The organism is Halostagnicola bangensis, assembly GCF_054653435.1.
Genome location: NZ_BAAIGG010000002.1, coordinates 2172222 through 2194417, shown reverse-complemented (window position 1 = coordinate 2194417; position 22196 = coordinate 2172222). Strand labels below are relative to the sequence as shown.

The window sequence follows — 22196 nt, the reverse complement described above, 5'->3', positions numbered from 1 at the left end:
ACCCGTGAGCGAACTCGTGACGTTCGGCGAGACCATGCTTCGACTCTCGCCGTCGGGAAACGAACGGATCGAAACGGCGGGCGAGTTCGAGGTTCGCGCTGCCGGTGCCGAGAGCAACGTCGCGATCGCGGCCCAGCGTCTGGGTGCGTCGGCGACCTGGCTCTCGAAACTCCCCGAATCGCCGCTCGGCCGCCGCGTCGCCGCCGAACTCGATCAGTACGGTATCGACGCCGATCCGGTCTGGACCACAGAGGGGCGACAGGGCACCTACTACCTCGAGCAGGCAGGCAAACCCCGCGGAACGAACGTCATCTACGATCGCGAGAACGCGGCGGTGACGACCGCCGAGGCCGAGGAGTTCGACCTCGAGGAGATCCGAAACGCCGAGATCTTTTTCACCTCGGGAATTACGCCCGCGCTCTCTGCGACGCTCGAGGAGACGACTGCGACGTTGCTCGAGACCGCGAGCCAAAACGGGACGACGACGGCGTTCGACCTTAACTATCGGCACAAGCTCTGGAGTCCGTCCGAGGCCAGAGAGACCCTGACAACCCTTTTCGAGAATATCGACGTGCTTGTCGTCGCCGGACGAGACGCGCGTAACGTCCTCGATCTCGAGGGCGACGCTCGGGAGTTAGCGGAGACCCTCGGAAGCGAATACGACTTCGAGACCGTCGTCGTCACCCGCGGTGCAGAGGGTGCACTCGCCTGGCACGAAGGCGAGTTCCACGATCACGATGCTTACGAGACCGACACCGTCGACCCGATCGGAACGGGCGACGCCTTCACCGGCGCGTTCCTCGCCCGCCGAATCGACGGCGACGGCGTCTCGAGCGCGCTCGAGTACGGCGCGGCGACGGCGGCGCTCAAGCGAACGATTCCGGGAGATATCGCGGTCGTAACGAAAGCGGAGGTCGAATCGGTTATCGGTGAGCAGACGTCGGACATTTCGCGCTAACCCCCTCGAAGCGCGTTTTCCGACTTGTTGCGGTGTGCCGGAGGAGACACCGCCGCCGCAGGATTGTGAGAGTGAATGCCGAACACTATTGGACGGTTTTGCCAGAAACTGCTTTAGGGTACCGTCGGAAGTCAGGACTGTCATGTCCAGAATAACGGCAATCGCACTCGTCGTATTGCTGACGACCGCGACGCTCTCAGTCGCCGCCGTCGGTGGGGCTGCGGGTGCAGGTGCACAGGAATCGACCCAGTCGGCTGACGCGGACGGCGGGGCGTACGCTGGGACCCACGTCACGTTCGAGACTTCGAGTAACGCCGTGACCGGTTACAGCGTTGGCGGCGAAGAGGTGTTCGAGAACGTCTCCGTTGAGTCCCAGAGCGACCACGATAGTGCAGCGGGAATCGGTGGGAGTACGGGACTCTCGGCCGTGACGAACATCTCCGGGCTCGGACTCGAGTTGAGCGCCCAGACCGAGACGCGAGCCGAGATCGGAACCGAGGGATCCGCCTCCATGAGCGTCCACGATAGCGAACGCGGGATCCTCACCGTCAACGCCGGCGAGGAGTCACAGTACGTCGAAGCGACGCTCTCCGGTGAGAGCAACGCGACCGCAGAGAGCGACGGTGACGTCGTCGTCGTCGAGAGCGACAACCGAAGCGGTGCGTTCGTGGTCGCCGGTGACGGCGAGGTCGACGTCAACGACAACGGCGACGTGACCGCTGAGCTCGGGAGCGACTCGACGCTTGTCTACCGCTCGTACGACGACGGCGAACGCGACGACGCGGCCCAAGAGCAAGAACGGCTGATCGCCGACGGTACGGCGACCGCCGAAGTCTACGCCGACGAGCAGGACGGCGAACGGGTCGCCGACGTGGCCACGTACGGTCAGGATATCGCCGTCGAAACGCAGGCCGAAAGCGAAGACCGACTCGAGATGACCGCCGAACGCGCAGAGAGCGAGGGAACGGTCATCATCACGACGGTCTCCGAGGCGGCGCTCGCGGGTGCCGAATCGGCCGAGGACCTTGAGGTGACCGTCGACGGCGAGGTCGCGGCCGAAGCCTCGTCCTTCAGCGAACTCGAGGGTGCCATCGGCGGCGACGAATCCGCGTACATGGTCACCCACTCGAGCGAAGCCGACGCGGCGGCTGACGTCCTGATCGGCATCAACCACTTCTCGGAGCGAAACGTAGCGGTCCAGAACGCGAGCGGCGACGACGATGGTGCACTCGGCGACAGCGTGCCCGGATTCGGGGTCGGTGTCTCGATCGCGGCACTGCTCTCGGCCGCCGCCGCTCGAGTCGGTCTCTAATCGGGACGGAGAGTAGAAGTGGGACGTCTATCGGGTAGTACGACTGTATATGGATGTTTGCCAGTGTTTTCGGCTTCGTAGTTCTGCTGTGGCCACGACACAGGAATGCCTCACCTCTTTTTCTCTCACCCATTTTCCCACCGCTTCCGAGTCATTTCGTTCCCCGTCGGGCATAGTGTCGTCGACGTATCCTCACAGCGTTCGCGTCCACGCTACAAGCTGCGTGAACGCCACAAGCGTGCGGCATTCGGCCAGAAACACGGCTCGAGTACTTCGAGAGCCGTGTTTCCCGGGGAAGGGCAGGCGGAGCGCTACTCCTGGCGTCCATGCGAGCAAAGCGAGTGTGGGCTCGGAAGTCACAGCCCGCAGCGAAGCGAGCAAGAACGTCTTCAGGTGGACTGAAAGGGCGAAGCGGACGCGGTTCTCACTCGCTTCGCTCGCTCCGAACCGCGATCGCGACCGGGGAACGCGAGGCCTGAACGGAGAAGCTCTCGAAGGAAGTGACCCGTGAACGGTCTCGCGGCGGAGTGGAGTTGCTGTGGCGGCACTATCTGAGTGGCCCACGGATCGACGCGAACGCAGTGAGCGAGATCCGTGGACCACGAAGATATCCGTCACAGCGACCGCGAGACCGCTGAGGGCTTTCTATTAGTTCACCCTCGCAGAGACAGTTCTGGAGCTGCACTCAAACATATGAGAATTGAGGCGATCAACTACCACCTTCTGTACGAGGCGCGGAACGACTTTTTGTATCGCCCCGAAAGACGAGGTATGGTACACGTCGCGATCGTCGGTGCGTACGGGAGCGCGGGGGTCGCCGTCGCCGACGAACTGGTCGAACGCGCCGGCGAGGACGCCGAGCGTTCGGTCTCCGATCTCGAGCTAACGCTAATCGACGACGGGGAGCCGGGCGGGGGGCTCTGCATTCTGAAGGGGTGTATGCCCTCGAAGGACATCCTTTCGGCCGCACAGCACCGGTATCAGGTCAGACACGACGAGCGACTCGAGGGGACTCCCGAGGTCGTTCCCGAGCGCGTAATCGACCAGAAAGACGAGCACATCCACGGATTCGCACAGCATCGTCGGGATCACGTCCACGAGTTGGCCGAGCGCGACGACGTCGAATTTATTCACGACACCGCCGAGTTCGTCGAGGAGCGCGTACTCGAGGTCGGTGATCGAACGCTCGAGCCCGACTACGTGGTGATCGCGACGGGCTCGGTGGTCAACGTCCCCGATCTGCCTGGCATCGAGGACGTTTCGTTCTCGACGAGTGCAGACGTGCTCGAGGCGACCGAGTTTCCCGACAGCGCAATCGTGATGGGCTTTGGCTACATCGGCCTCGAGCTGGTGCCGTACCTCTCCGAAGTCGGCGGCGTCGATCTCACGGTCATCGAACACGACGAGCGTCCGCTGGACGAGATGGAGCCCGAGTACGGCGAGACGATTCTGGAGCTCTACCGGGAGCAGTTCGACGCGGATATCCTAACACAGACCGACGAGAAGCGAATTGAATCTGCCGGAGACGAAACCAACGATGTCCGCATGATCGTCGAACGGGACGGAACCGAAGAGATTCTCGAGGCCGAGGAGCTCTACCTCTTTACCGGACGACGGCCCAACGTGGACGGGCTGGGACTCGAGAAGACGGCACTCGAGGTCGACGAGGGCTGGGTCGATTCGACCATGCAAGCCCGCGACGACGAGCGGGTCTTCGTGGTCGGCGACGTCAACGGCAGGGAACCGATTCTCCACGTCGCCAAAGAGCAAGGGTTCACCGCCGGTGCGAACATCGTTCGACACGACCGCGGGGCCGACCTCGAGCCGTACGCCAACGTCCCCCACCACGTCATCTTCTCGGGACTGGGCGTCTATCCGTTCGCCCGAATCGGACACACGCCGGCGACCGTGGGCACGAGCGAGATGGAGACCATCGTCGTCTCGAGCGAGGCCTCATCCGAGGGCGTGTTCAAGTCGAAGAATCACCCGGAGGGGCGGGCGACGCTCGTCGTCAACGCCGAAGACGGTTCCGTGCTGGGGTATCAGGGCTTGCACCTCCACGCGGACGTGATGGCCAAGACGATGCAACTGGCCGTGGAGATGGCCCTCGACGTTCGCGAAATTCCGAGTCGGGCCTACCACCCGACGACGCCCGAAATTCTCGATAGTCTGTTACGGGAGGCCTGTGCCGAACTCGCGGCCCGCTCCGACTGCGTCGTCGACGATCCGCCGTCGGACTTCCAGCGCTCCGAGTAACGCTCGATCGTCGTTCCCGGCGTTCTGTCGGTGCAATGGAACGTAGCCATACGCCTTAAGCAACCGGACTTTCTCCGTTCGCATAATGTCGTGTTCATCGAACGGTGAGGGTCGAGAGCGGTGTGCCTACTCGACCGCTGTGGCGGTACTTCTTGCGATATCGCTCGCGCTCGCGGCCGGTCCGGCGGCCGTCGCAGGAGGGGGCATGGCGGCGGGCTACGCCGGGGGAACAGGGACGGAGACGACCGAGACGCACCAATTCAACACGATTGTATCGGAAGGCGGTTCGAGCCAGACGCCGCTCGAGTCGAGTCAATCACCGGCAAACTCGAACCCAACGACGATCGATCCGACACTCGAGAACGCCTCCGGGAACCAATCCGTGCTCGTCGGGTTCGCCGACGACGCCGGAGAACCGGACTGGACGGACGACGCCTCGGTCTCGACGCGGCAAGCGGCCGCCGAGGAGACACAGGCACCGCTCGAGGCGTACGCGAACGCGACCGGCGGCGTCGATTTCGAAGACGGGTTCTGGATCGCTAACGCGGCGACGGTGATGATCGACGCCGACCGCGTGGATTCGTCGACCGTCGCGAAAGAACTCGCCGAACTCGACGGCGTGACGGAGATAGGACTCGAGGACGAGGTTTTTGTTCAGGCGGCGACGGACAAACAGCCACAGACTGAAACCGACGAAGCCGACCTCGTCTCGGCGGGTGGCGATTCGACTCCGTACAACCTCGAGCAGACGAACGTCACGGACGTCTGGGACGGGTTCCACACGAAGGGCGACGGGGCGACGGTCGCCGTCCTCGATTCGGGCGTCGACGACGACCATCCGGACATCGAACTCGAGGCGTGGAAGGATTTCACGACCGATCCGTCGGACGAACCGACCGTCTACGACGAGCACGGGACCCTCGTCTCGGGCGTCGCGACGGGCGCCAACGAGAGCGGGACGCCGATCGGCGTCGCACCGGAGGCGAATCTCATGCACGGTGCCGTCGTTTCCGACTGCGACGGCGGCACGTGTACAACGTCCGAATCTGCGGTTCTCTCGGGGATCGAGTGGGCCGTCGAGAACGATGCGGACGCGGTCAGCATCAGCCTCGGCTGGTATCGCTACAGTGGCTCGTTCATCAGCGCGGTCGAAACCGCGAACGACGCCGGAACAGTCGTCGTCGGCGCGAGCGGCAATCAGGGGGCCGATTCCTCGCTCACCCCGGGGAACGTCTACGACGCGCTAAGCGTCGGAGCCGCGAACGAATCTGCGGGCGTGGCTTCGTTCTCGAGCGGGGAGGAAATCGACACCGACGAGGCGTGGGGGTCGGACGCGCCGAAGCACTGGCCCGAAACGTACACCACGCCAGACATCGTCGCGCCGGGCGTCGGCGTAGAGAGTACGATTCCCGACGGTGAGTACCGAACGGCAAGCGGGACCAGCATCGCGACGCCACACGTTGCCGGCGCGGTCGCACTCGTTCAGTCGGCGACGGCGGCGGAACTCGAGGCGGCTGAAATCACGGATGCGCTCCGAGAGACGGCCTGGAAACCCGACGATGCGTGTCCGCTCGAGGATAAGTCGTCGAGCGACCAGGACGGATCGCCGAGCGGCGGGGACGAAAACACGGGCGACTGCCTCGAGGAGAGCGACACGCGGTACGGGAACGGCATTATCGACGTGTACGCCGCCATCGACGAAGTGGGAACCCACGCCACCGTCGAGGGAACGGTCACTGATCGAGAAACGAACGAAGCGGTCCCGAACGCGACGGTCCTCCTCAGCGCCGAGGACGGCACGGAGTTCGAAACTGAGACGGGAACAGATGGAGTCTTCGCGTTCACCGGGCTCTTAGGCGAGCAGAAGTACACCGTTGCCGTCGAAGCGGACGGCTACGACGGCGTCAGCGAGACGAGCGACGTTCCCGCCGACAAGACGACGACAATCGATTCCGCGCTGAGCGGCGACGGTGACGCCGAAATCGAACTCACGGACGATCACTTCGATACCGGAATCGGCGGGGGAACCGTCGAACTCGTCGGAGACCATGGAACGTACACCGCGAGTCACGTGGAAAACGGGACCTACACCGCCGCGAACGTGCCGAGCCTCGCCGAGTACGAACTGCGCGTTGACGCCGACGGATACGCGAACGAGGACAGCGTCGTCACCCTGGAGTCGGCGGGCGATCGAATTAGCGAGTCGTACGCGCTCGAGGGAGATGCAACCCTCGAGATTACCGCAGAAACGGGCGACGGCGAACCGGTCGACGGTGCGACGCTTTCTATTTCGCTCGAGTCGGGTGACTCGTTCGAACCGGCGAACCGGACCGACGAGAACGGGATGCTCGAGGTTACGGTGCCCGGAACGGGTGACCGGTACACCCTCGAGGCGACGGATCCCGAGGCCGGGTCGGGAACCACAGAGAGCGAGCCCGTCGAAAGTCAGTCGACCGAAACGGTGACCGTCGAACTTTCCGACGACCTGCTCCCGACGCCAGGGTTCGGGATCGCAACGGCGGTGATAGCGGTGCTTGCGATACTCGGAACTGCGACGGTCCGAAACCGGCGGGCGAGATAGCGGAAAACGACTTCGGCACGACCGGAGCCGAATCGCGTACTACGACGCCTTCGGGGCGGTGGTGCCCGCCCCGACCGTCTCGAGTTCGAAACGAGCAAGGCGGGTCTCCATCTCGACGGCCATCTCGTCGATCGTTTCCGAAATATCTGCCATCCGGTCGATCGTCTCCGTCTGCTGGTCGATGTTCGTGGCGACGGCCGCCATCCGATCGTCGATCTCCGCGCTCCGTTCAGAGAGGTCGCTTACGACGTCCTGGACGGCCTGTGCATCCGAGGCCTGATCTTCTGCCGCTCGAGCGATATTCTGAATCCCTCGGTCCGTTTCCTGGACCGCGTCGTCGATTTCGTCGATGTGATCGACGACACCGTCGACGGCCTCGGTGCTCGTCTCGACCGTGTGATTGCTCCGTTCGATCGTTTCGACGGTCTCTTCGACGTCCGACTGGATCCCCTCGAGGTCTTTCGAGATCGTTTCGGCGGTGTCTTTTGACTCGTCCGCCAGGCGCTTGATCTCCTGTGCGACGACCGCGAACCGATCGCCGGAGCCGTCGGCTCGAGCCGCTTCGATATTGGCGTTGACCGCCAGCAGGTTCGTCTGGTCGGCGATCTCGCTGACGAGTTCCGCCATCTCCCCGATCGTGCTCATCTGCTCTTGGAGCGTCTGGACCTGCGTCACCGTTTTTCCGGACGCCGCCATCGACTCGTCCATTCGCTCGAGTGCGGTTTCGGCCTCCGTCGCACCCTGATCGGTCCGATTACTGGCCTCGGCGGCACGTTGCTCGATCGTGCCCGCGTTCGCCGTGATCTCCTCGATCGCCGCCGAAAGGTTCGAGACGTTTTCCTCGGCGACTGCGGCCTGTTCCGCCTGTTCGCTCGTCTTCGAATCGACAGCTTCGCTCGCCCGTTCGATCTGTTCGGTCGCGCTGGAGGTTTCTTCGGCCGCGTCGACGAGATCGTCGCTAATTTGGGCCAACTGTTCGGAGTTGTGTCGCACTTCCGCGAGCGCATCGTGAATGGTGTCGATCGCGCTCGAGAGATCCTCGGCCATCGTCGAAAAGCGGTCGTAGGCGTCCTGCACTTCCTCGAAGTCACCCTCCGGCTCCGGAACCTCCGGCTCGATCGTGAAATCGCCGCCGCTGAGTCTGTCCATCCACCCCTGGAAGGATTCGACGACGTCCTGCTGGTAGGCCTGGTACTGCTCTAAGGTCTCCTGACGGTTGACCGCCTCGACGCGTTCGGAAACGTCGCGATTGATCTCGATCGCACCGGTGAGCTCTCCTGCGGCGTCGAACAGCGGGAAAAACGTTCGGCTGACGTGAATCGTCTCGTCGTCCACCTCGACGACGCCCTCGAGGTTCTGGATGGACTCTTCGGTCTCGAGGACTTCCTTCATGACGGAGTTATCGGCCTCGTCGAGGTTGAAGAGGTTCTTCTCGAGTAGTTCGCCGGGAACGCGCCCGAAGAGGTCGCGACACTCCGCGTTCGAGTGGGTAAAGTTTCCGTCCGAGTCGATGACGAAGATGGGGTCGCTCGAGCCTCGAAGATAGCTGACGATGATCGATTCCGCGGTGGCCTCTCCGAACGGCGTTTCCGTCGAAACGCGTTCGACGTCGCCGGCGGGGTCGACCAGCGCACCATCGGTCGTCTCCCACTCGTCGGTGAGACCGAACGACTCCGACGCGGCGGTCTCACCGGATGCTGGCGTAGATTCCGTAGAGGTCCCCTCCGATTCTTCCGGATTGGAAAGTCCAACCAATCCCGTCAACGAGTTGCGCATGTGAAGCGTTATGTAGAGCCATTATTTAAATCGGATGGCGGATTTCCACCGACAATCAGAACTCTTGGGAACATACTGCACAGTCTTTTTCAATTCATCGGTTCCGTTCAAGGGCGTCGGATGAACGGCCGAGGTGACGGCTGGTGACGGTTCGAGACGAACTCCCACGTCACCGCATTCTCGAATCTCGTTTCCGGTTTTATGCTCTTTCCATATCTATGTTGATATTTTTATAGCGGTATCTTTTTCGCAGTGATAGTCGCCCCAGTCACCGAATGCGTTGGTAACACAGGGGATACCTGATAACAATAACATCAGCAAACATATATGTCGGTTCGGAGCTGAACGTGGTTACGTAATGCAACTACAATACGGAGCGATGGATGGTTGGACGAAGCCGAACGACGCTGTCGCCGAACCGCGGGTGAGCAACTGATGGTGCTCGAGAATTCCATGAGCGGAGAACTGCTGTTAGTCGGTCGAATACTGTTCGGTCTGGTTATCGCGTTTACCGGCCTCAATCACTTCCTCGACGCGGAGAGTATGATCGGGTACGCCGAAGCGAAAGGCGTTCCTGCGGCGTCGATCGCGATCCCGGTATCGGGTGCGATGTTGCTCTTTAGCGGAGTAGGGATCGCCCTCGGCGTCTTCCCGATCCTTGCCGCGGGAGCACTCGTCGTCTTCTTCGTCGTCGTCACGCCGAAGATGCACGACTTCTGGAACGCGCCCGAAGAGCAGAAACAGGGCGAAGTGAACAGCTTTCTGAAGAACGTCGGGCTGCTCGGTGCGTCACTCGTATTCCTCGCGCTCGGCGCTACCTCGTGGCCGTACGCGGTCAATCTCGGTCTCTTCTGATCGTCGGTCGAAGCCGATCGACCCCGAGCGTTCCGAATCACCGGTTAGTATCACTTAGCTCGTGCGACGTTCTGACTCGAGATTCGAGTCTACCGTTCGAGTCCGCAGACGGCGTTTCGTCGTCAGTAACCTTCCCACACCACCACAACTTGTTTATCAGTTCCCGGCGATACTCGAGCCGAAATGCCACAAGTTAGACCAGTGACACTCGAGGACGTTTCGGCTATTCGTCGGATAGCCCGCAATAGCTGGCACGCGACCTACGACGAGATACTCGGTTCCGAAGCGATCGAAGCGCTGATCGACAAATGGTACACCGAGAGCGCCCTCGAAGAAAGCATCCAGCGAACGGCTCGTCGTGAAACGGATGTCTTCCTGATCGGGACCCTCGAGAAGACCGCTCCGAGCGGGGTTGAGACGGTAGTCGAGCCCAGTGAAGACGACCGATCAATGTCGGCAGTCGGCTTCGCTCAGGCAACTCCTGCAGATAACGGAGACGACACAACCCGACATGCGGAGACGACCGCCGAACTCAATCGGATCTACGTCGATCCTGACGCGTGGGACAACAGCGTCGGGTCGACGTTACTCGAGGGTGTCGAGCGAGAACTCGAAGAGTCGTTCGAGCGGCTCAGGTTGAACGTCCTCGCGGGCAACACGGTCGGCATCTCGTTCTACGAATCGATCGGTTTCGAACGTCTCGAGACCAAAGCGAGTGGCCTTGGCGAGATTATCGATGACAGGGGCTCGATCGATGACCCAGTCGAGGAGCACGTCTACGAGAAACCGCTATAGGAACATCGCTAGGAAGAACCGCTATAGGACACGTCTACGAAAAACCGCTGTCAGAGAGCGTGTCTGGGAAAGCCCCCTCAAAATAGCTCGCCTCGAGAATAGACTACTTCAAGAATCGGACCCTCTCAGAGCGTGTTTTCGGCGTCGCCCTCAACGACTTCGATGCCGCGGTTGTTGACCGCGGTCGGATCGAGGCCGACTTCCTGCAGGAACGTCTTGTACTCGCGTTCGCACTGTTCGGCGTCTTTCTGCCTATCGCTGGCCCGGTCACAGAGGGCCACGAGGTTCTCGGGCACGTCGTTCTGGTAGACGATCCAGTGATTGATCAGATCCGACAGCCGCCGGATAGGACTCGTGAAGTGGCCGTAAATCTCGAAGTTCAGCGCGTGGTGACCGCCGAAGGGATCGTTCATGTACCGGGCGCGGGGCATGACCTTCATCACCGCCCACTGGATCTTGTCGAGCTGGCGACCTGGGGCGTCCTCAAGCGTCGCATTGACCGCCATTCGCGGGTCCTCCCACTTGTCGCCGGGGATCGAAACGCCGTCGAGATCCTGAATCTCCTGGAGCGCCTTCGACCACTCGTCAGGGCTGGGCTGTGGGTGAACCCGATACATCGCTTCGACGCCGCGAGACCACATGAGCTCGTGTGTGACGGCTTTGTTCGCCTTCAGCATGCACTCCTCGATGATGGTATGGGCGCGATCCCGGCTCGGATTGAGCACGAGCGAGCCGTCTTCCTTGCGGATCTCGTGCATCCGGTCGGCGAGCTTGTGGACCAGTTTGTTCTCCTCGTGCAACGGCGCGTCGGGATCCTCGAGTCGGTTTTCGGCCTGCGAGTAGGTGAGTCGCTCGTTGGATTCGATGACCGATTTGTAGATGTCGATCGTCTCGTAGGAGAGGTTCTCCTTGTCGAGGTGCATCTCGACCGTGTGGGCGAAGCGCTCCTCGTCGGGAACGAGCGAGCAAACCGATTCGGCCAGAACCGGTGGCAACATGTGGATGGTGTACGCCGGGAGATAGACCGTATTCCCGCGCTCGACGGCCTCGTCCCACATCGCCGTTTCCGGGTTGACGTAGTGGGTAACGTCGGCGATGTGAACCCAGAGGACGTACTCTTCCTCGCGCTCTTCGACCGAAATCGCGTCGTCGAAGTCCTGGGCGTCGATCGGGTCGGTCGTCCAGGTCGTCAGGTCGCGAAGATCCTCCCGGTCGTCGATCTCGTCGCTGATCTCTGCCTGAACGTTCTGCGTGCGTTCCTCGGCCTCATCGAGGACCTCCTGTGGGAACTCGTCGCGGATCTCGAACTTCTCGAATAACTCCTCGCGCTTGTTCTCGAGGTGACGGGCGAGATCCTCAGAGATCTCGACCGGGCCCTGCCCTTCGGCCGTGCCTGCGTCGGCCTGTGTCTCGTCGCTCATACGGATGCGTACGGACGTGTCCCTGAAAGCCGTGTCGGGACGACTTCCTCCTTACTTCGAAACCCGAACGCCACAACCAGCTTCGCTCACCGCTCCTCGAGCGGGCCGTACCGATCCTCGACGGTCGCAACGTAGCGAGTCAGAAACTCGAGCTGGGAGTGTCCCCCCGCCTCGATATCGACCAACAGGTCCTCGAGTTCGGCTCGAGCGTGATGACAGAGTTCGTCGTGACAAGACGTACAGAAGTACTCGAAGCACTTCCCGTCGCGCTCCCAGCGGTTGCCGTACTTATCGTACTCTCGAGCCATCTCACGTTCGACGGTCTCGCCGCAGGCGACGCAGGTGACCGTCTCGGTATCGGAGCTGACGGACCACATATACACCGGGTGGGTGCGAGAGTACTTAGCGATTACCACACCCGTTGATGACGGCGATTGTCCGCCGGGGTGAGCAATCGAACGATCCACAGCGCCGATGAATTCCGGCCCCGAGAACGGTCGTTTTATACACGAACCACCCGTGCACACGAGCATGGAGGTTAAATCTCGACACCATCTCCGCAGCGATGTCGTCTCTGATCTCGAGACGACGCTTGCCAACCAGCTCGGCATCGAACTCGACGGCGACGCCTACGAACGCGTCGAGTTCGAAGCGGTCGACTGGGAGGTTATCCTCGTCGACGGGGAACCCAGAATCGCGTACTTCGACGAAGAGCCGTTTCTTACGGTTCGCGGGGCAAACGTCTACGAGCCCGAAAAGCGGCTGGTAACCGTCGACTCCGGTGCGATCTCGTTCGTCAGCGACGGCGCAGACGTCATGCGTCCCGGCATCACGGAGGCGTCTGGAGACATCGACGACGGCGATCTCGTCGTCATCGCCGAGGAGTCACACGGAAAGATACTCGCGGTCGGTCGTGCCCGCGTCGACGGCACGCAGATGGTGGGTGAGGAAGGGAAAGTCGTCGACTCGCTTCATCACGTCGGCGACGATCTCTACGAATTCTCCGGATAACGTCGAAAATAGCGCGTAATCGTCGAAAATAGCGTGTAATTATCCGCTCTCTCGTATTTTCCCTTCTTACTCGTGAATGCCCATCGCTTCGATCTGCTCCTGATACCGATTTCGAATCGTGACCTCGGTGACCTGTGCAACGTCGGCGACTTCGCGCTGGGTCTTTTTCTGGTTACACAGTAGCGAGCTGGCGTAGATCGCGGCGGCGGCGTAGCCCGTTGGCGACTTACCCGAGAGCAGTCCTTTCTCCGTCGTCGTATCGATAATCTCGTTCGCTTTCCCCTGGACTTCCTCCGAGAGCTCGAGTTCCGAGCAAAAGCGCGGAACGTACTTTTTCGGGTTGACCGGCTCCATTTTCAGTGACAGCTCCTGTGCGATGTACCGGTAGGTTCGACCGATTTCCTTGCGGTCGACGCGGGAGACGGCGGCAACTTCCTCGAGCGACCGCGGAATCCCCTCCATCCGACAGGCCGCGTACAACGTGCTCGTCGCGACGCCCTCGATCGATCGGCCGCGAATGAGGTTTTCGTCGAGCGCGCGGCGATACATCACACAGGCGACTTCCCGAACGGAACGGGGGATCGCCAGCGCGGAAGCCATCCGATCGGTTTCCGACAGCGCAAACTGCAGGTTTCGTTCGCCGGCGTCCTTGGTCCGGATTCGTTCCTGCCACTTGCGGAGCCGTCGCATCTGACTGCGCTTGTCCGCCGAAAGCGAGCGGCCGTAGGCGTCCTGATTCTTCCAGTCGATCGACGTTGTCAGTCCCTTATCGTGCATCGTCTTCGTCGTCGGCGCGCCGACGCGGGACTTGTTCTGGCGTTCCGAATGATTGAACGCGCGCCACTCCGGGCCGCGATCGATGTTCGTCTCTTCGGCGATCAATCCGCAGTGATCGCAGACGAGTTCGCCCTGATCGTCGCTGTTGACGAGTGTTCCGGATTCACATTCAGCACACACCCGTTCTCCATCCGACTCGTGCGCTTCCTGCTCCGGTTCGGTTTCACGCTCGCGCTGACGGGTGGGACTTTCCATTTCGTATTGGTACTCGCTTCCTGGTACCTTAACACCTCCCCACCGAGAGACCCGTGATTCGACCGTCCTCGAGAACGACGAGGATCGATTTGTCTGCTGTTTCAAGCCCATCTCGACGGCATTCGATCCCACGATATGTTAACACAGAACATTATACTCGACCCGGGCGCTTTCGGCTCGCGGCAAACTCGGCCTCGGCGAATTGTTCTCGTCGCCGTTGTTCGTTCAATCCAGACGGTGTCTGACGTAAGAACTATACTCACGGCGAGGCTGGATTTTGTCAATGGGACTTATGACCAAAATTCTCGGCGGGGACCAGTCCCGATCCGCTGAGGATTACGTCGAGTTGAATCTCGACGACGTTACCGACAACACGACCGAAGCGGCGATGCAGGTACACGTGGCAGAGGTCGACGGACAGGAGGCCGCCATCGACATCAAAGATACCGTCTACGACGGCGATATCGTTATCGCCGATATCACGCGATTACGCACCAACGACAAGACGGTCGAACACATCGTCGACGAACTTCGACAGGTCGCGAACGAAGTCGACGGCGACATCGTTCGGAAAGGTGACGACCAGATCATCATCACTCCGACCGGCGTGAAAATCGGCCGCGAGAAACTCGGTCGATAGCACCGCGTTCGGCCGATCCGACTTCGTACCCGCATTCGACCGATCCGACTTCGATACATTCGCTCTCGAGATGACGCGTCGTTCGGGGCGGCGCTCTCGGCCGGTCGTAATCGGGACCACGCGTTTCGTTGTTGGGGGATTCGACGGGTTCCAAACGTTCGACAGTTACTTGGGGGCCGTCGAACGACCGATAGCCATGACCCGTTTCGATTCGGTTCCGGACTATCTCTGGCAGGCGGCCATCTTATTGGCCGCAATTCTCATCTTCCAGATAGCCGTTCGCGGCGAGTTTACGCTATCTATCGCCGTCATCGCCGTGATCGGATTCGTCTTCGTCTCGTGGGCTGTCGAATCCATTCGGGACGAGTGATGAATCGCTCGACGAGTTTCTGATTCACGTTCGTATATTTTCCGTGCGATTAACTCGGACAATAGTTCTATTTATAGTAAAATCGTCGAAATCGATATATTCACGAAAATTTCGGTGTTCCACCCAGTAACCGGAACATCGCCCGCATTCGGCCGTGACAGCGGACAAACGACAATACTTTTCCATCGGGGTCCGAAACGACAGGTATGGCAGACGACCTCAAGAAAGGGCTGGAGGGAGTGTTGGTCGCAGAGTCAGGACTCAGCTCCATCGACGGCGACGAGGGTCGCCTGGTTTATCGCGGGTACACCATCGAAGACCTCGCCCGCGGGGCGAGCTACGAAGAAGTCGCGTATCTTCTCTGGCACGGCCAACTTCCGAACGAGGAGGAACTCGCGGAGTTTTCCAGCGCGATGGCCGCAGAACGTGCCGTCGACGACAACATTCTCGAGACGGTCGAGGCGCTGGCCGATGCCGGCGAGCAACCGATGGCGGCGATGCGCACCGGCGTCTCGATGCTTTCTGCCTCCGAACCCGAACCCGACGCAGATCCGGCGGATCGCGAGGCGTCACTCCGAAAGGGTCGCCGGATCACGGCCAAGATCCCGACGATCCTCGCGGCGTTCGAACGGTATCGGCAGGGCGAAACGCCCGTCGATCCCGACCCTGACCTCGGCCTCGCGGCGAATTTCCTCTACATGATGACCGGCGAACAGCCGGACGAGGTCGCCGCCGAAACGTTCGATCAAGCGCTGATCCTCCACGCCGATCACGGCCTCAACGCCTCGACGTTCACCTCGATGGTCATCGGCTCGACCATGGCCGACATCTACTCCGCGGTCACCGGCGGCATCGGTGCCCTCTCGGGGCCGCTCCACGGCGGCGCGAATCAGGACGTCATGGAAGTGCTCATCGAGATCGACGAGAGCGGCCTCGATCCCCTCGAGTGGGTCGAACAGGCGACCGAGGAAGGTCGGCGCATCCCCGGCTGGGGACACCGCGTCTACAACGTCAAGGACCCGCGGGCGAAAATCCTGCAGGAGCGAAGCCGCGAACTCGCCGAAACCGGCGACTCGAAGTGGGACGACATCACGAACACGATCGAGGACTACCTCACCGACGATAAGGGACTCGTCGGGAAGGGAATCGCCCCGAACGTTGACTTCTACTCCGGCTCGGTCTACTATCAGCTTGGCATCCCGATCGATATGTACACCCCGATCTTCGCGATGAGCCGCTCGAGCGGCTGGATCGCACACGTCCTCGAGTACCAGGAGGACAACCGACTCATCCGACCACGCGCACGCTACACCGGCCCCGAGGATCAGGACCTCGTCTCAGTCGACGAGCGATAGGACGAACTTCGAGCTGATTTTTGCGAGTACGAGCGGGTTACGAGGCGACACGAGCAAGGAGTTCGAGAGTGAGACAAGAATGTATGCACGTCTTCGTTTACGGAACCCTCACGAACGCCGCACGAGCCGAAGCGGTACTCGACGAAACGACTCGAGGAGCTGGAACGACCGATTCGATCGAATACGAGTTCGCCGGCGACGCGACCCTCGAGGGCCTCCACCGCGTCGACGGGGAGTATCCGACGCTCGTTCCCGGCGGAAGCGTCGACGGGCGAGTGCTCGAGGTCGACGAGCGCGGTCTCGAGGCACTCGACACCTACGAAGGAGTCGACCGCGGGCTGTATGTCCGCGCGGGAGTGCCCTGGATCGACGGTCCCGAGAGCGCAGTGACAGCGGACGAGAAATCCGCCGAAGAGAACGCGATCTCTGTCTGTGATCACGAGGCGTCACCGAGCACCGACTCCGACAGCGGTAGCGCGCGGGAAACGGGCTCTCAAAACGTCGTCTGGACCTATATCGGTGATCCTGACCGGCTCGGCGTTGGGAGTGTACGGGATGACGACCAGTACTGGCCCGAAGCCGGACCGTTCCGTGATCAGGTTCGTCGGCATCTAGAGGGGGGTACCGTCGGCGTGCGCATGACCGAATGACGATCGTCTGCTCAGTGTCAGACATCAGTTTCACCACGCTTCCTGCTTGCGATTACACTTCCGCCTCGGAGGCATGAGATTTATATGTTCCCGGTCCCCCTGTATAGTCGCACGTCACACGCCGTGCATTCCCTGTATTCCCGTAGTGCTGTTCTTTTGACGGCACTACCTTCCCACAATTCTGTCGAGCAATGCATATCAAGCGGCCGGCGATAGACAGTATCCGACAGCAATCCTTACACTTCGTCCCGAGTACTCGTGTATATGCTCGGATTGGACGCTATTCTCGACGCCCGGCCGCGAGTGAGAGAGACGGCCCGACACACGCCGTGTGAGTACTCACACACGTTTTCCGCGATGACCGATGCCGAGATACATCTCAAACTCGAGAACTTGCAGCGAACGGGAGCCTTCAAGATCAGGGGCGCGACGAACCGAATCGCGACGCTCTCGCAGGCACAGAAGGATGCTGGCGTCGTCACCGCGAGTGCGGGAAATCACGCCCAGGGAGTCGCCCTTGCCGCTACGCGGACGGGCGTCGATTCGAAGATCGTGATGCCCGAAAACGCGCCGATCGCGAAGGTCAAAGCGACCAAAAACTACGGCGCGTCGGTCGTCCTCCACGGCGTCGACTACAGCGAGGCCGCCGAACGCGCCCACGAGATCGAACGCGAGGAAGACAGGACCTACCTCCACGCCTTCGACGATCCGGACGTGATGGCGGGACAGGGGACGATCGGCCTCGAGATCCTCGAGGACTGTCCCGACGTCGACACCGTCGTTGTCCCAATCGGCGGTGGGGGGCTCATCAGCGGCATCGCGACGGCGATCAAAGAACAGCGCCCGGACGTTCGCGTCATCGGCGTGCAAGCGGAGGGTGCCTCGAGCGCGGCCAGTTCGCTCGAGAAAGGAGAGCTCGTCACTATCGATTCGGTCGACACTGTCGCAGACGGAATCGCGACCCGAAGCATCGGCGAGCAGACGTTCCCGATTATCCAGGAGCGCGTCGACGAAGTGGTCACGGTCTCCGATCCGCAGATCGCGACGGCGCTCGTGCAGTTGCTCGAGCGCTCGAAGATCCTGGTCGAGGGAGCGGGCGCTGTGCCGCTGGCCGCTGTGCTCTTCGAGCAGTTCGACTACGATGAGGACGAGGTCATCGTCCCCGCACTCTGTGGCGGCAATATCGATATGAATATGCTCTCGACGGTCATCGTCCGCGGGCTGGTCGAAACGGGACGATACCTCAAAATCCGCACCGTTCTCAAGGACCGCCCCGGGGCGCTCGAGGATCTGCTCGATATCTTCTCGGCTCATCGAGCGAACATCTACGGCATCCAGCACGACCGAACCTCTCGAGACATCAGTATGAGCGACACCGAAGTCGAGATCGACCTCGAGATGCGCGGCCACGACCACGTCGCGACGTTTCTCGAAGATCTCCGATCGGAGGGGTACGAGGTCGACGTGCTGGTGTGAGCGGGACCGGAGCCGGCGCGCACCTGGGTTGCCTTCGGTACGTTTACGTCGACCCCGCCGTATCGATCGATCGAGTGAATCCACGAATCAAATCAGCCGTACTCTGGGGTGCGGTCGGCACGATGGCGTTTCTCGTGTTGATTCAAGGCTACGCGCTGGCTCGAGGGCCATTGCTTTCGATCACCCAAGCGGTTCCCGTTGCGGTGCTCGTCGGCTGTGGGACGACCGCGCTTACCTACGCGCTCGAGTATCGCGTCGCCGAGTGGTCGGCGGCGCGTGTAGGAGAGTAACCGACTCGAGCGAGTTCTGAAGCGCCAAACTCGTTAATCGGCTCTTAGTAAGACTGTCCGGTGATGCCAACACCCGCCACACTGACCGCGGTGGGGCGGACGATTCTCCGATCGTAGTCTTTAAACGACCGTCCCGGTTATCTACGAGTGAGCCAGGATGGCCGAATGGTAAGGCGCACGCCTGGAAAGCGTGTTCCCTTTGGGATTCAGGGTTCAAATCCCTGTCCTGGCGTTTTTGTCGAAATCAACGGCCGTGGTGAATCGCCATACGGCGTTGGATTTGCCTAGCTCACAGCACGTTTGATGTTATAGACGACACACATCAGGACGATTTCACGGAACTCTCGATACCAGCTTCGCGCACGCACGGCGTCGCCGAGCGTGCGCTTGATCACCGAGAAGACGGTCTCAGACAGTGCTCTTTGACCATAGAGAGTCCCATCGATCCGCGCGTTATGCGCGTGATCGATGGGACGGAACTCTCGATGCTTGATCAGCGGTCTTACGCCTTCTTCCCGCAGTTTATCACGTAACCGTTGCCAGTCGTAGCCTTTGTCGGCGGCGAGGCTGTGCAACTCGCCCGCGTTGCGGCGGGCGAGTTGCCAGCCGATCTGCGTGTCGTGACGTTTCTTGGTTGTGCAGTGAACGTCGAGGATAGCTTGTGACGCTGTATCGACGAGTGCGGTCGTTTTGAGCGTCTGAACACGGTAATTCGTGCGACGGCAGTAGTGTTTGCTGGCGTTCTCGCGGTCGAAGAATGTCGCGTCCATCGCAGCGTGACCAGATGGCTCGTGCAGCTGCGCCGACAGGCGCAGCAGCACTCGCCAGATCGCCATCTTGATTCTGTCAAATGCCTTCACTAGCGTCGAATGATCGGGGAGATCAGCCGCGTCAAGGCCCATCTTGGCGAGTATTTGCGGCATCTCGCTCAAGAGATCGAGCGCTTCGCGGTAGGATTTCTCCAAATAAATCCGCAGACAATGCAGCGAAACGACGGCATAGTCGGCGAATCCGCCGCCGCCCTGCGGGGCGGCGGATTCGCCTCGGCCACCAACAGCACTTTTAGCCAACGTCACCACTTTTCCAGTGAAGCGGGAAACTTTGGACATAGACCATCCGCCGTTTCCCGCTTCAACTCCCTAGTTGTAACGGATCAACTCGACGCCGTCTAGTGATTCACCAGAGCCAAATCAACCGACGAGCGAAGCGTAGCTGAGCGAGTCACGATTTCGACAAAAACCCGAAGAGGGGATTTGAACATACGAGTCGCAGCGCGAGCAGTGCGCGGTTCGGAACGAAGTGAGAACCGCGATGTGAGCGGCTTGCCGCGAGCGAAGCGAGCAACCGTCTCGTATGCTGTTCAAATCCCTGTCCTGGCGCTCAAATTATTATACGCTCTTGTGTAGCGCATTGTTGATGTAGTGCCGTCTTACGATTTGAATTGAGTACTCCGAATTGAGTTACTGATCATAAGTCGCTCTACACGGCATTTTGTTAATATGAGCAAGAATGGAACTGTATCAACAATCTCCTACGGAAGAGCGTAAATGGGAACGGTGAACAATCGAAAAGTCAGTTAGTCGCTTGCTGGAACATGGTCATTTGTGCGTTGCTGGCCACGTTGGTCAAGAGCAGCAGAAACCTCACTAATTCGCTCTTGCAATTCATCATCCGAATACTCCTGCACTCGTTTAGTACGAGTTTTTTCCTTACGCGCTGATTGGATCCACCGCAATTCAGAATCCGTGTTCAACCGGACGACAACCGGATCTTCAGGGAGCGAACTCACTCGTGGGTCAACAGCAACTGGTACATACGTACCATTTCCGGAGCCATCCGTCCCACTATCCTGAGTCATAGCTTGTTCAGTAGTCCCGGTGTGTCTACTAAAAACTTTCTCTCTAAGCAGATCCTACTCCGTCTCTTTTTTTCCAACCACATATTGAACAAGTTTTCTAGCGAATGTTTCGGTTTTTGAATCAAATATGGTGTTTCGCTCGCAGTGTTCAAACCAAGTCCAGAGCCGTGTATTCGCCTGTTGATCATCAATCTGGATCTCTTGAGCAAATAATTCATTGAGGAGGTCAAGAATTGATCCGTGATCGTCCTCATCGAGTGAATTTGGAGTAGACATTAACCGTATTGCCTTAATCAGTGGTATTTCATCGTTAAATCGCATTACGAACGAATCACTTCTCACGAACGCATTGCCGGCCATAACATGGAGTTCGCCTTCTGGATCTTGATGTGAGGGGTGCTTATGCAACATATCGGCAGCGAATGCAATTGTGTTATCTATTAATGTCCATTCAGCAATAATTCCCTCCTCGAACTTTTCTGCGATGTCTCGGCTCAAGCTATAGCTCGTTGCCGCCGGCGACTGAATCAAGTACCCCTCTCGATAAGGCTCTTTGATCATCGCTTCCGCGATTTTACTGTATTCCTCTGAATATAACCCTCGATAAATATTTACACTACGAGAGGGGAACTCTCTGCGCAAAAATGCCTGTGTTACTCGATAATATTCTGTATATAGATCACAGACCTCTGGTGATAATTTCTGAACTGCATTACCACCCTGTCGTATGTAGCCTGTGCATTCAAGGGCTTGTCGTACCAACCAATCATATGTTTGTGAGTTTTCTGGCTCCATACTCGCATTTTTCATATTCCGGAAAAACGTAAGGAGAACACCAACTGACTTCTCTGAATATCTCGTTTTCAATTCTTCATTTAATTTTTGGATCTCACCGTCTGTTAGTCGATGGTATGATGGCGAGATCTGCCGTACATATACTCTATTGTCGAGATTAATATTGAATTCAGCTTCAATCGCTTGTGGGTGGGTATCTCCGACTTCTGGAGGGCGATATTCTGTATAATTGACACACATGTTGTGGGGATAAAGTTATTGAACGTTCTTACTCAATACTATTATAAGATATTCACGATATATCACCCTCACAAATCCTCTGAATCAGCTTAGGGAACACTCTTGAACACCCTGAGCGCTCTTCTGTAGGAGATAGTGGACTTCTCAGTTGTGGCTGTCGAACCGACAGTATCACCGAGCGTTCCAGTAAGTCGCAAACTCTTGCGAAAACCAGTTAAAAGCTCTCAAAGACGACCTCAAAGTAATACTATGAAGCCAACAAAATGCTACACAAAAGCGAGTAATATAAGTCACTTCTCGAGCAGTCGGTATTAATCTCACTTCGCTTCGAGCCCTTCACTTCCCGGTCACTGTTTGATTTCGAGCGGCGAGTCTGTCGCGATCCAGCAGTCGGGGTCGTCCCGGTCGCGTAGTTCGAGCAGTCCGTCCTCACACACCACGAGTTCGTATCGATCGTCCATAGCAATCGTCGATCCACCGAGATCGATTATGGTAACGGGGCACCTACCCGCCGATCTCGAGGGG

At 59.5% G+C, this 22196-nt stretch carries 19 protein-coding genes and 1 tRNA gene; 14 read left to right on the top strand and 6 right to left on the bottom strand.

From position 1 onward, the window contains the following. Window positions 1-4 precede the first annotated feature (4 nt). The 4 genes from kdgK1 (at window position 5) to ACYQ14_RS12640 (ending at window position 7107) form a co-directional block, all read left to right on the top strand. Window positions 5-958 (top strand): bifunctional 2-dehydro-3-deoxygluconokinase/2-dehydro-3-deoxygalactonokinase, encoded by a 954-nt coding sequence (gene kdgK1, locus ACYQ14_RS12655; protein ID WP_459888720.1) that lies wholly within the window; start codon window positions 5-7, stop codon window positions 956-958. Window positions 959-1100: 142 nt separating this feature from the next. Then, window positions 1101-2270 carry a hypothetical protein gene (locus ACYQ14_RS12650; RefSeq protein WP_459888719.1) on the top strand — a complete coding sequence of 390 codons (1170 nt, stop codon included), beginning with the start codon at window positions 1101-1103 and terminating at the stop codon, window positions 2268-2270. A gap of 771 nt (window positions 2271-3041) precedes the next feature. Beyond that, entirely contained in the window at window positions 3042-4526 is a 1485-nt protein-coding gene (locus ACYQ14_RS12645; RefSeq protein ID WP_459888717.1) for a dihydrolipoyl dehydrogenase family protein, read from the top strand. Between the two features lie 85 nt (window positions 4527-4611). Further along, window positions 4612-7107, top strand: coding sequence for a S8 family serine peptidase (locus ACYQ14_RS12640; RefSeq protein WP_459888715.1), 2496 nt, complete (start codon window positions 4612-4614; stop codon window positions 7105-7107). 39 nt (window positions 7108-7146) lie between these two features. Here the strand turns inward: ACYQ14_RS12640 and ACYQ14_RS12635 are convergent, their stop codons facing one another. Further along, entirely contained in the window at window positions 7147-8883 is a 1737-nt protein-coding gene (locus ACYQ14_RS12635; protein WP_459888713.1) for a methyl-accepting chemotaxis protein, read from the bottom strand. 453 nt (window positions 8884-9336) lie between these two features. On the opposite strand from ACYQ14_RS12635, the gene ACYQ14_RS12630 reads away from it, so the two are divergent. After that, window positions 9337-9738 carry a DoxX family protein gene (locus ACYQ14_RS12630; protein ID WP_459888711.1) on the top strand — a complete coding sequence of 134 codons (402 nt, stop codon included), beginning with the start codon at window positions 9337-9339 and terminating at the stop codon, window positions 9736-9738. A gap of 183 nt (window positions 9739-9921) precedes the next feature. Further along, a complete protein-coding gene (locus tag ACYQ14_RS12625) occupies window positions 9922-10533 on the top strand; it encodes a GNAT family N-acetyltransferase (protein WP_459888709.1) in 612 nt (203 codons plus the stop codon). A gap of 125 nt (window positions 10534-10658) precedes the next feature. Here ACYQ14_RS12625 and ACYQ14_RS12620 read toward each other — a convergent pair whose 3' ends face one another. Both ACYQ14_RS12620 and ACYQ14_RS12615 read right to left on the bottom strand, forming a co-directional pair. Beyond that, window positions 10659-11954 (bottom strand): RNB domain-containing ribonuclease, encoded by a 1296-nt coding sequence (locus tag ACYQ14_RS12620; protein ID WP_459888707.1) that lies wholly within the window; start codon window positions 11952-11954, stop codon window positions 10659-10661. A gap of 86 nt (window positions 11955-12040) precedes the next feature. Further along, window positions 12041-12331 (bottom strand): DUF7562 family protein, encoded by a 291-nt coding sequence (locus ACYQ14_RS12615; RefSeq protein WP_283836040.1) that lies wholly within the window; start codon window positions 12329-12331, stop codon window positions 12041-12043. A 154-nt stretch (window positions 12332-12485) separates the two neighbouring features. Between ACYQ14_RS12615 and ACYQ14_RS12610 the strand changes: the two genes are divergently transcribed. After that, complete coding sequence (locus ACYQ14_RS12610; protein WP_283836038.1) at window positions 12486-12965, top strand: RNA-binding protein; 480 nt, start codon at window positions 12486-12488, stop codon at window positions 12963-12965. A 66-nt stretch (window positions 12966-13031) separates the two neighbouring features. Here the strand turns inward: ACYQ14_RS12610 and ACYQ14_RS12605 are convergent, their stop codons facing one another. Then, window positions 13032-13997, bottom strand: coding sequence for a transcription initiation factor IIB (locus tag ACYQ14_RS12605; RefSeq protein WP_283836037.1), 966 nt, complete (start codon window positions 13995-13997; stop codon window positions 13032-13034). A 283-nt stretch (window positions 13998-14280) separates the two neighbouring features. Here ACYQ14_RS12605 and ACYQ14_RS12600 point away from each other — a divergent pair, with 283 nt between their 5' ends. From ACYQ14_RS12600 to ACYQ14_RS12570, 7 genes are all read left to right on the top strand, one after another. Continuing rightward, the gene (locus ACYQ14_RS12600; protein WP_283836036.1) at window positions 14281-14637 is read left to right on the top strand and encodes a cell division protein SepF; all 357 of its coding nucleotides are present in this window, start codon (window positions 14281-14283) and stop codon (window positions 14635-14637) included. A 196-nt stretch (window positions 14638-14833) separates the two neighbouring features. Next, a complete protein-coding gene (locus tag ACYQ14_RS12595; protein WP_459888705.1) occupies window positions 14834-15007 on the top strand; it encodes a hypothetical protein in 174 nt (57 codons plus the stop codon). 206 nt (window positions 15008-15213) lie between these two features. Continuing rightward, entirely contained in the window at window positions 15214-16362 is a 1149-nt protein-coding gene (citZ, locus tag ACYQ14_RS12590; protein ID WP_459888704.1) for a citrate synthase, read from the top strand. A gap of 83 nt (window positions 16363-16445) precedes the next feature. Further along, a complete protein-coding gene (locus tag ACYQ14_RS12585; protein ID WP_459888702.1) occupies window positions 16446-17012 on the top strand; it encodes a gamma-glutamylcyclotransferase family protein in 567 nt (188 codons plus the stop codon). Window positions 17013-17276: 264 nt separating this feature from the next. Beyond that, window positions 17277-18488, top strand: coding sequence for a threonine ammonia-lyase (ilvA, locus tag ACYQ14_RS12580; RefSeq protein WP_459888701.1), 1212 nt, complete (start codon window positions 17277-17279; stop codon window positions 18486-18488). Between the two features lie 74 nt (window positions 18489-18562). Continuing rightward, on the top strand, window positions 18563-18778 hold the full coding sequence (locus tag ACYQ14_RS12575; protein WP_459890066.1) for a DUF7981 family protein: 216 nt from the start codon (window positions 18563-18565) through the stop codon (window positions 18776-18778). Window positions 18779-18929: 151 nt separating this feature from the next. Further along, window positions 18930-19010, top strand: a tRNA-Ser gene (locus ACYQ14_RS12570). A gap of 52 nt (window positions 19011-19062) precedes the next feature. On the opposite strand, the gene ACYQ14_RS12565 is transcribed toward ACYQ14_RS12570, so the two are convergent. Both ACYQ14_RS12565 and ACYQ14_RS12560 read right to left on the bottom strand, forming a co-directional pair. Then, the gene (locus ACYQ14_RS12565) at window positions 19063-19887 is read right to left on the bottom strand and encodes an IS5 family transposase (RefSeq protein WP_459888699.1); all 825 of its coding nucleotides are present in this window, start codon (window positions 19885-19887) and stop codon (window positions 19063-19065) included. 803 nt (window positions 19888-20690) lie between these two features. Further along, a complete protein-coding gene (locus ACYQ14_RS12560) occupies window positions 20691-21446 on the bottom strand; it encodes a hypothetical protein (RefSeq protein ID WP_459888698.1) in 756 nt (251 codons plus the stop codon). Between the last annotated feature and the right edge of the window lie 750 nt (window positions 21447-22196).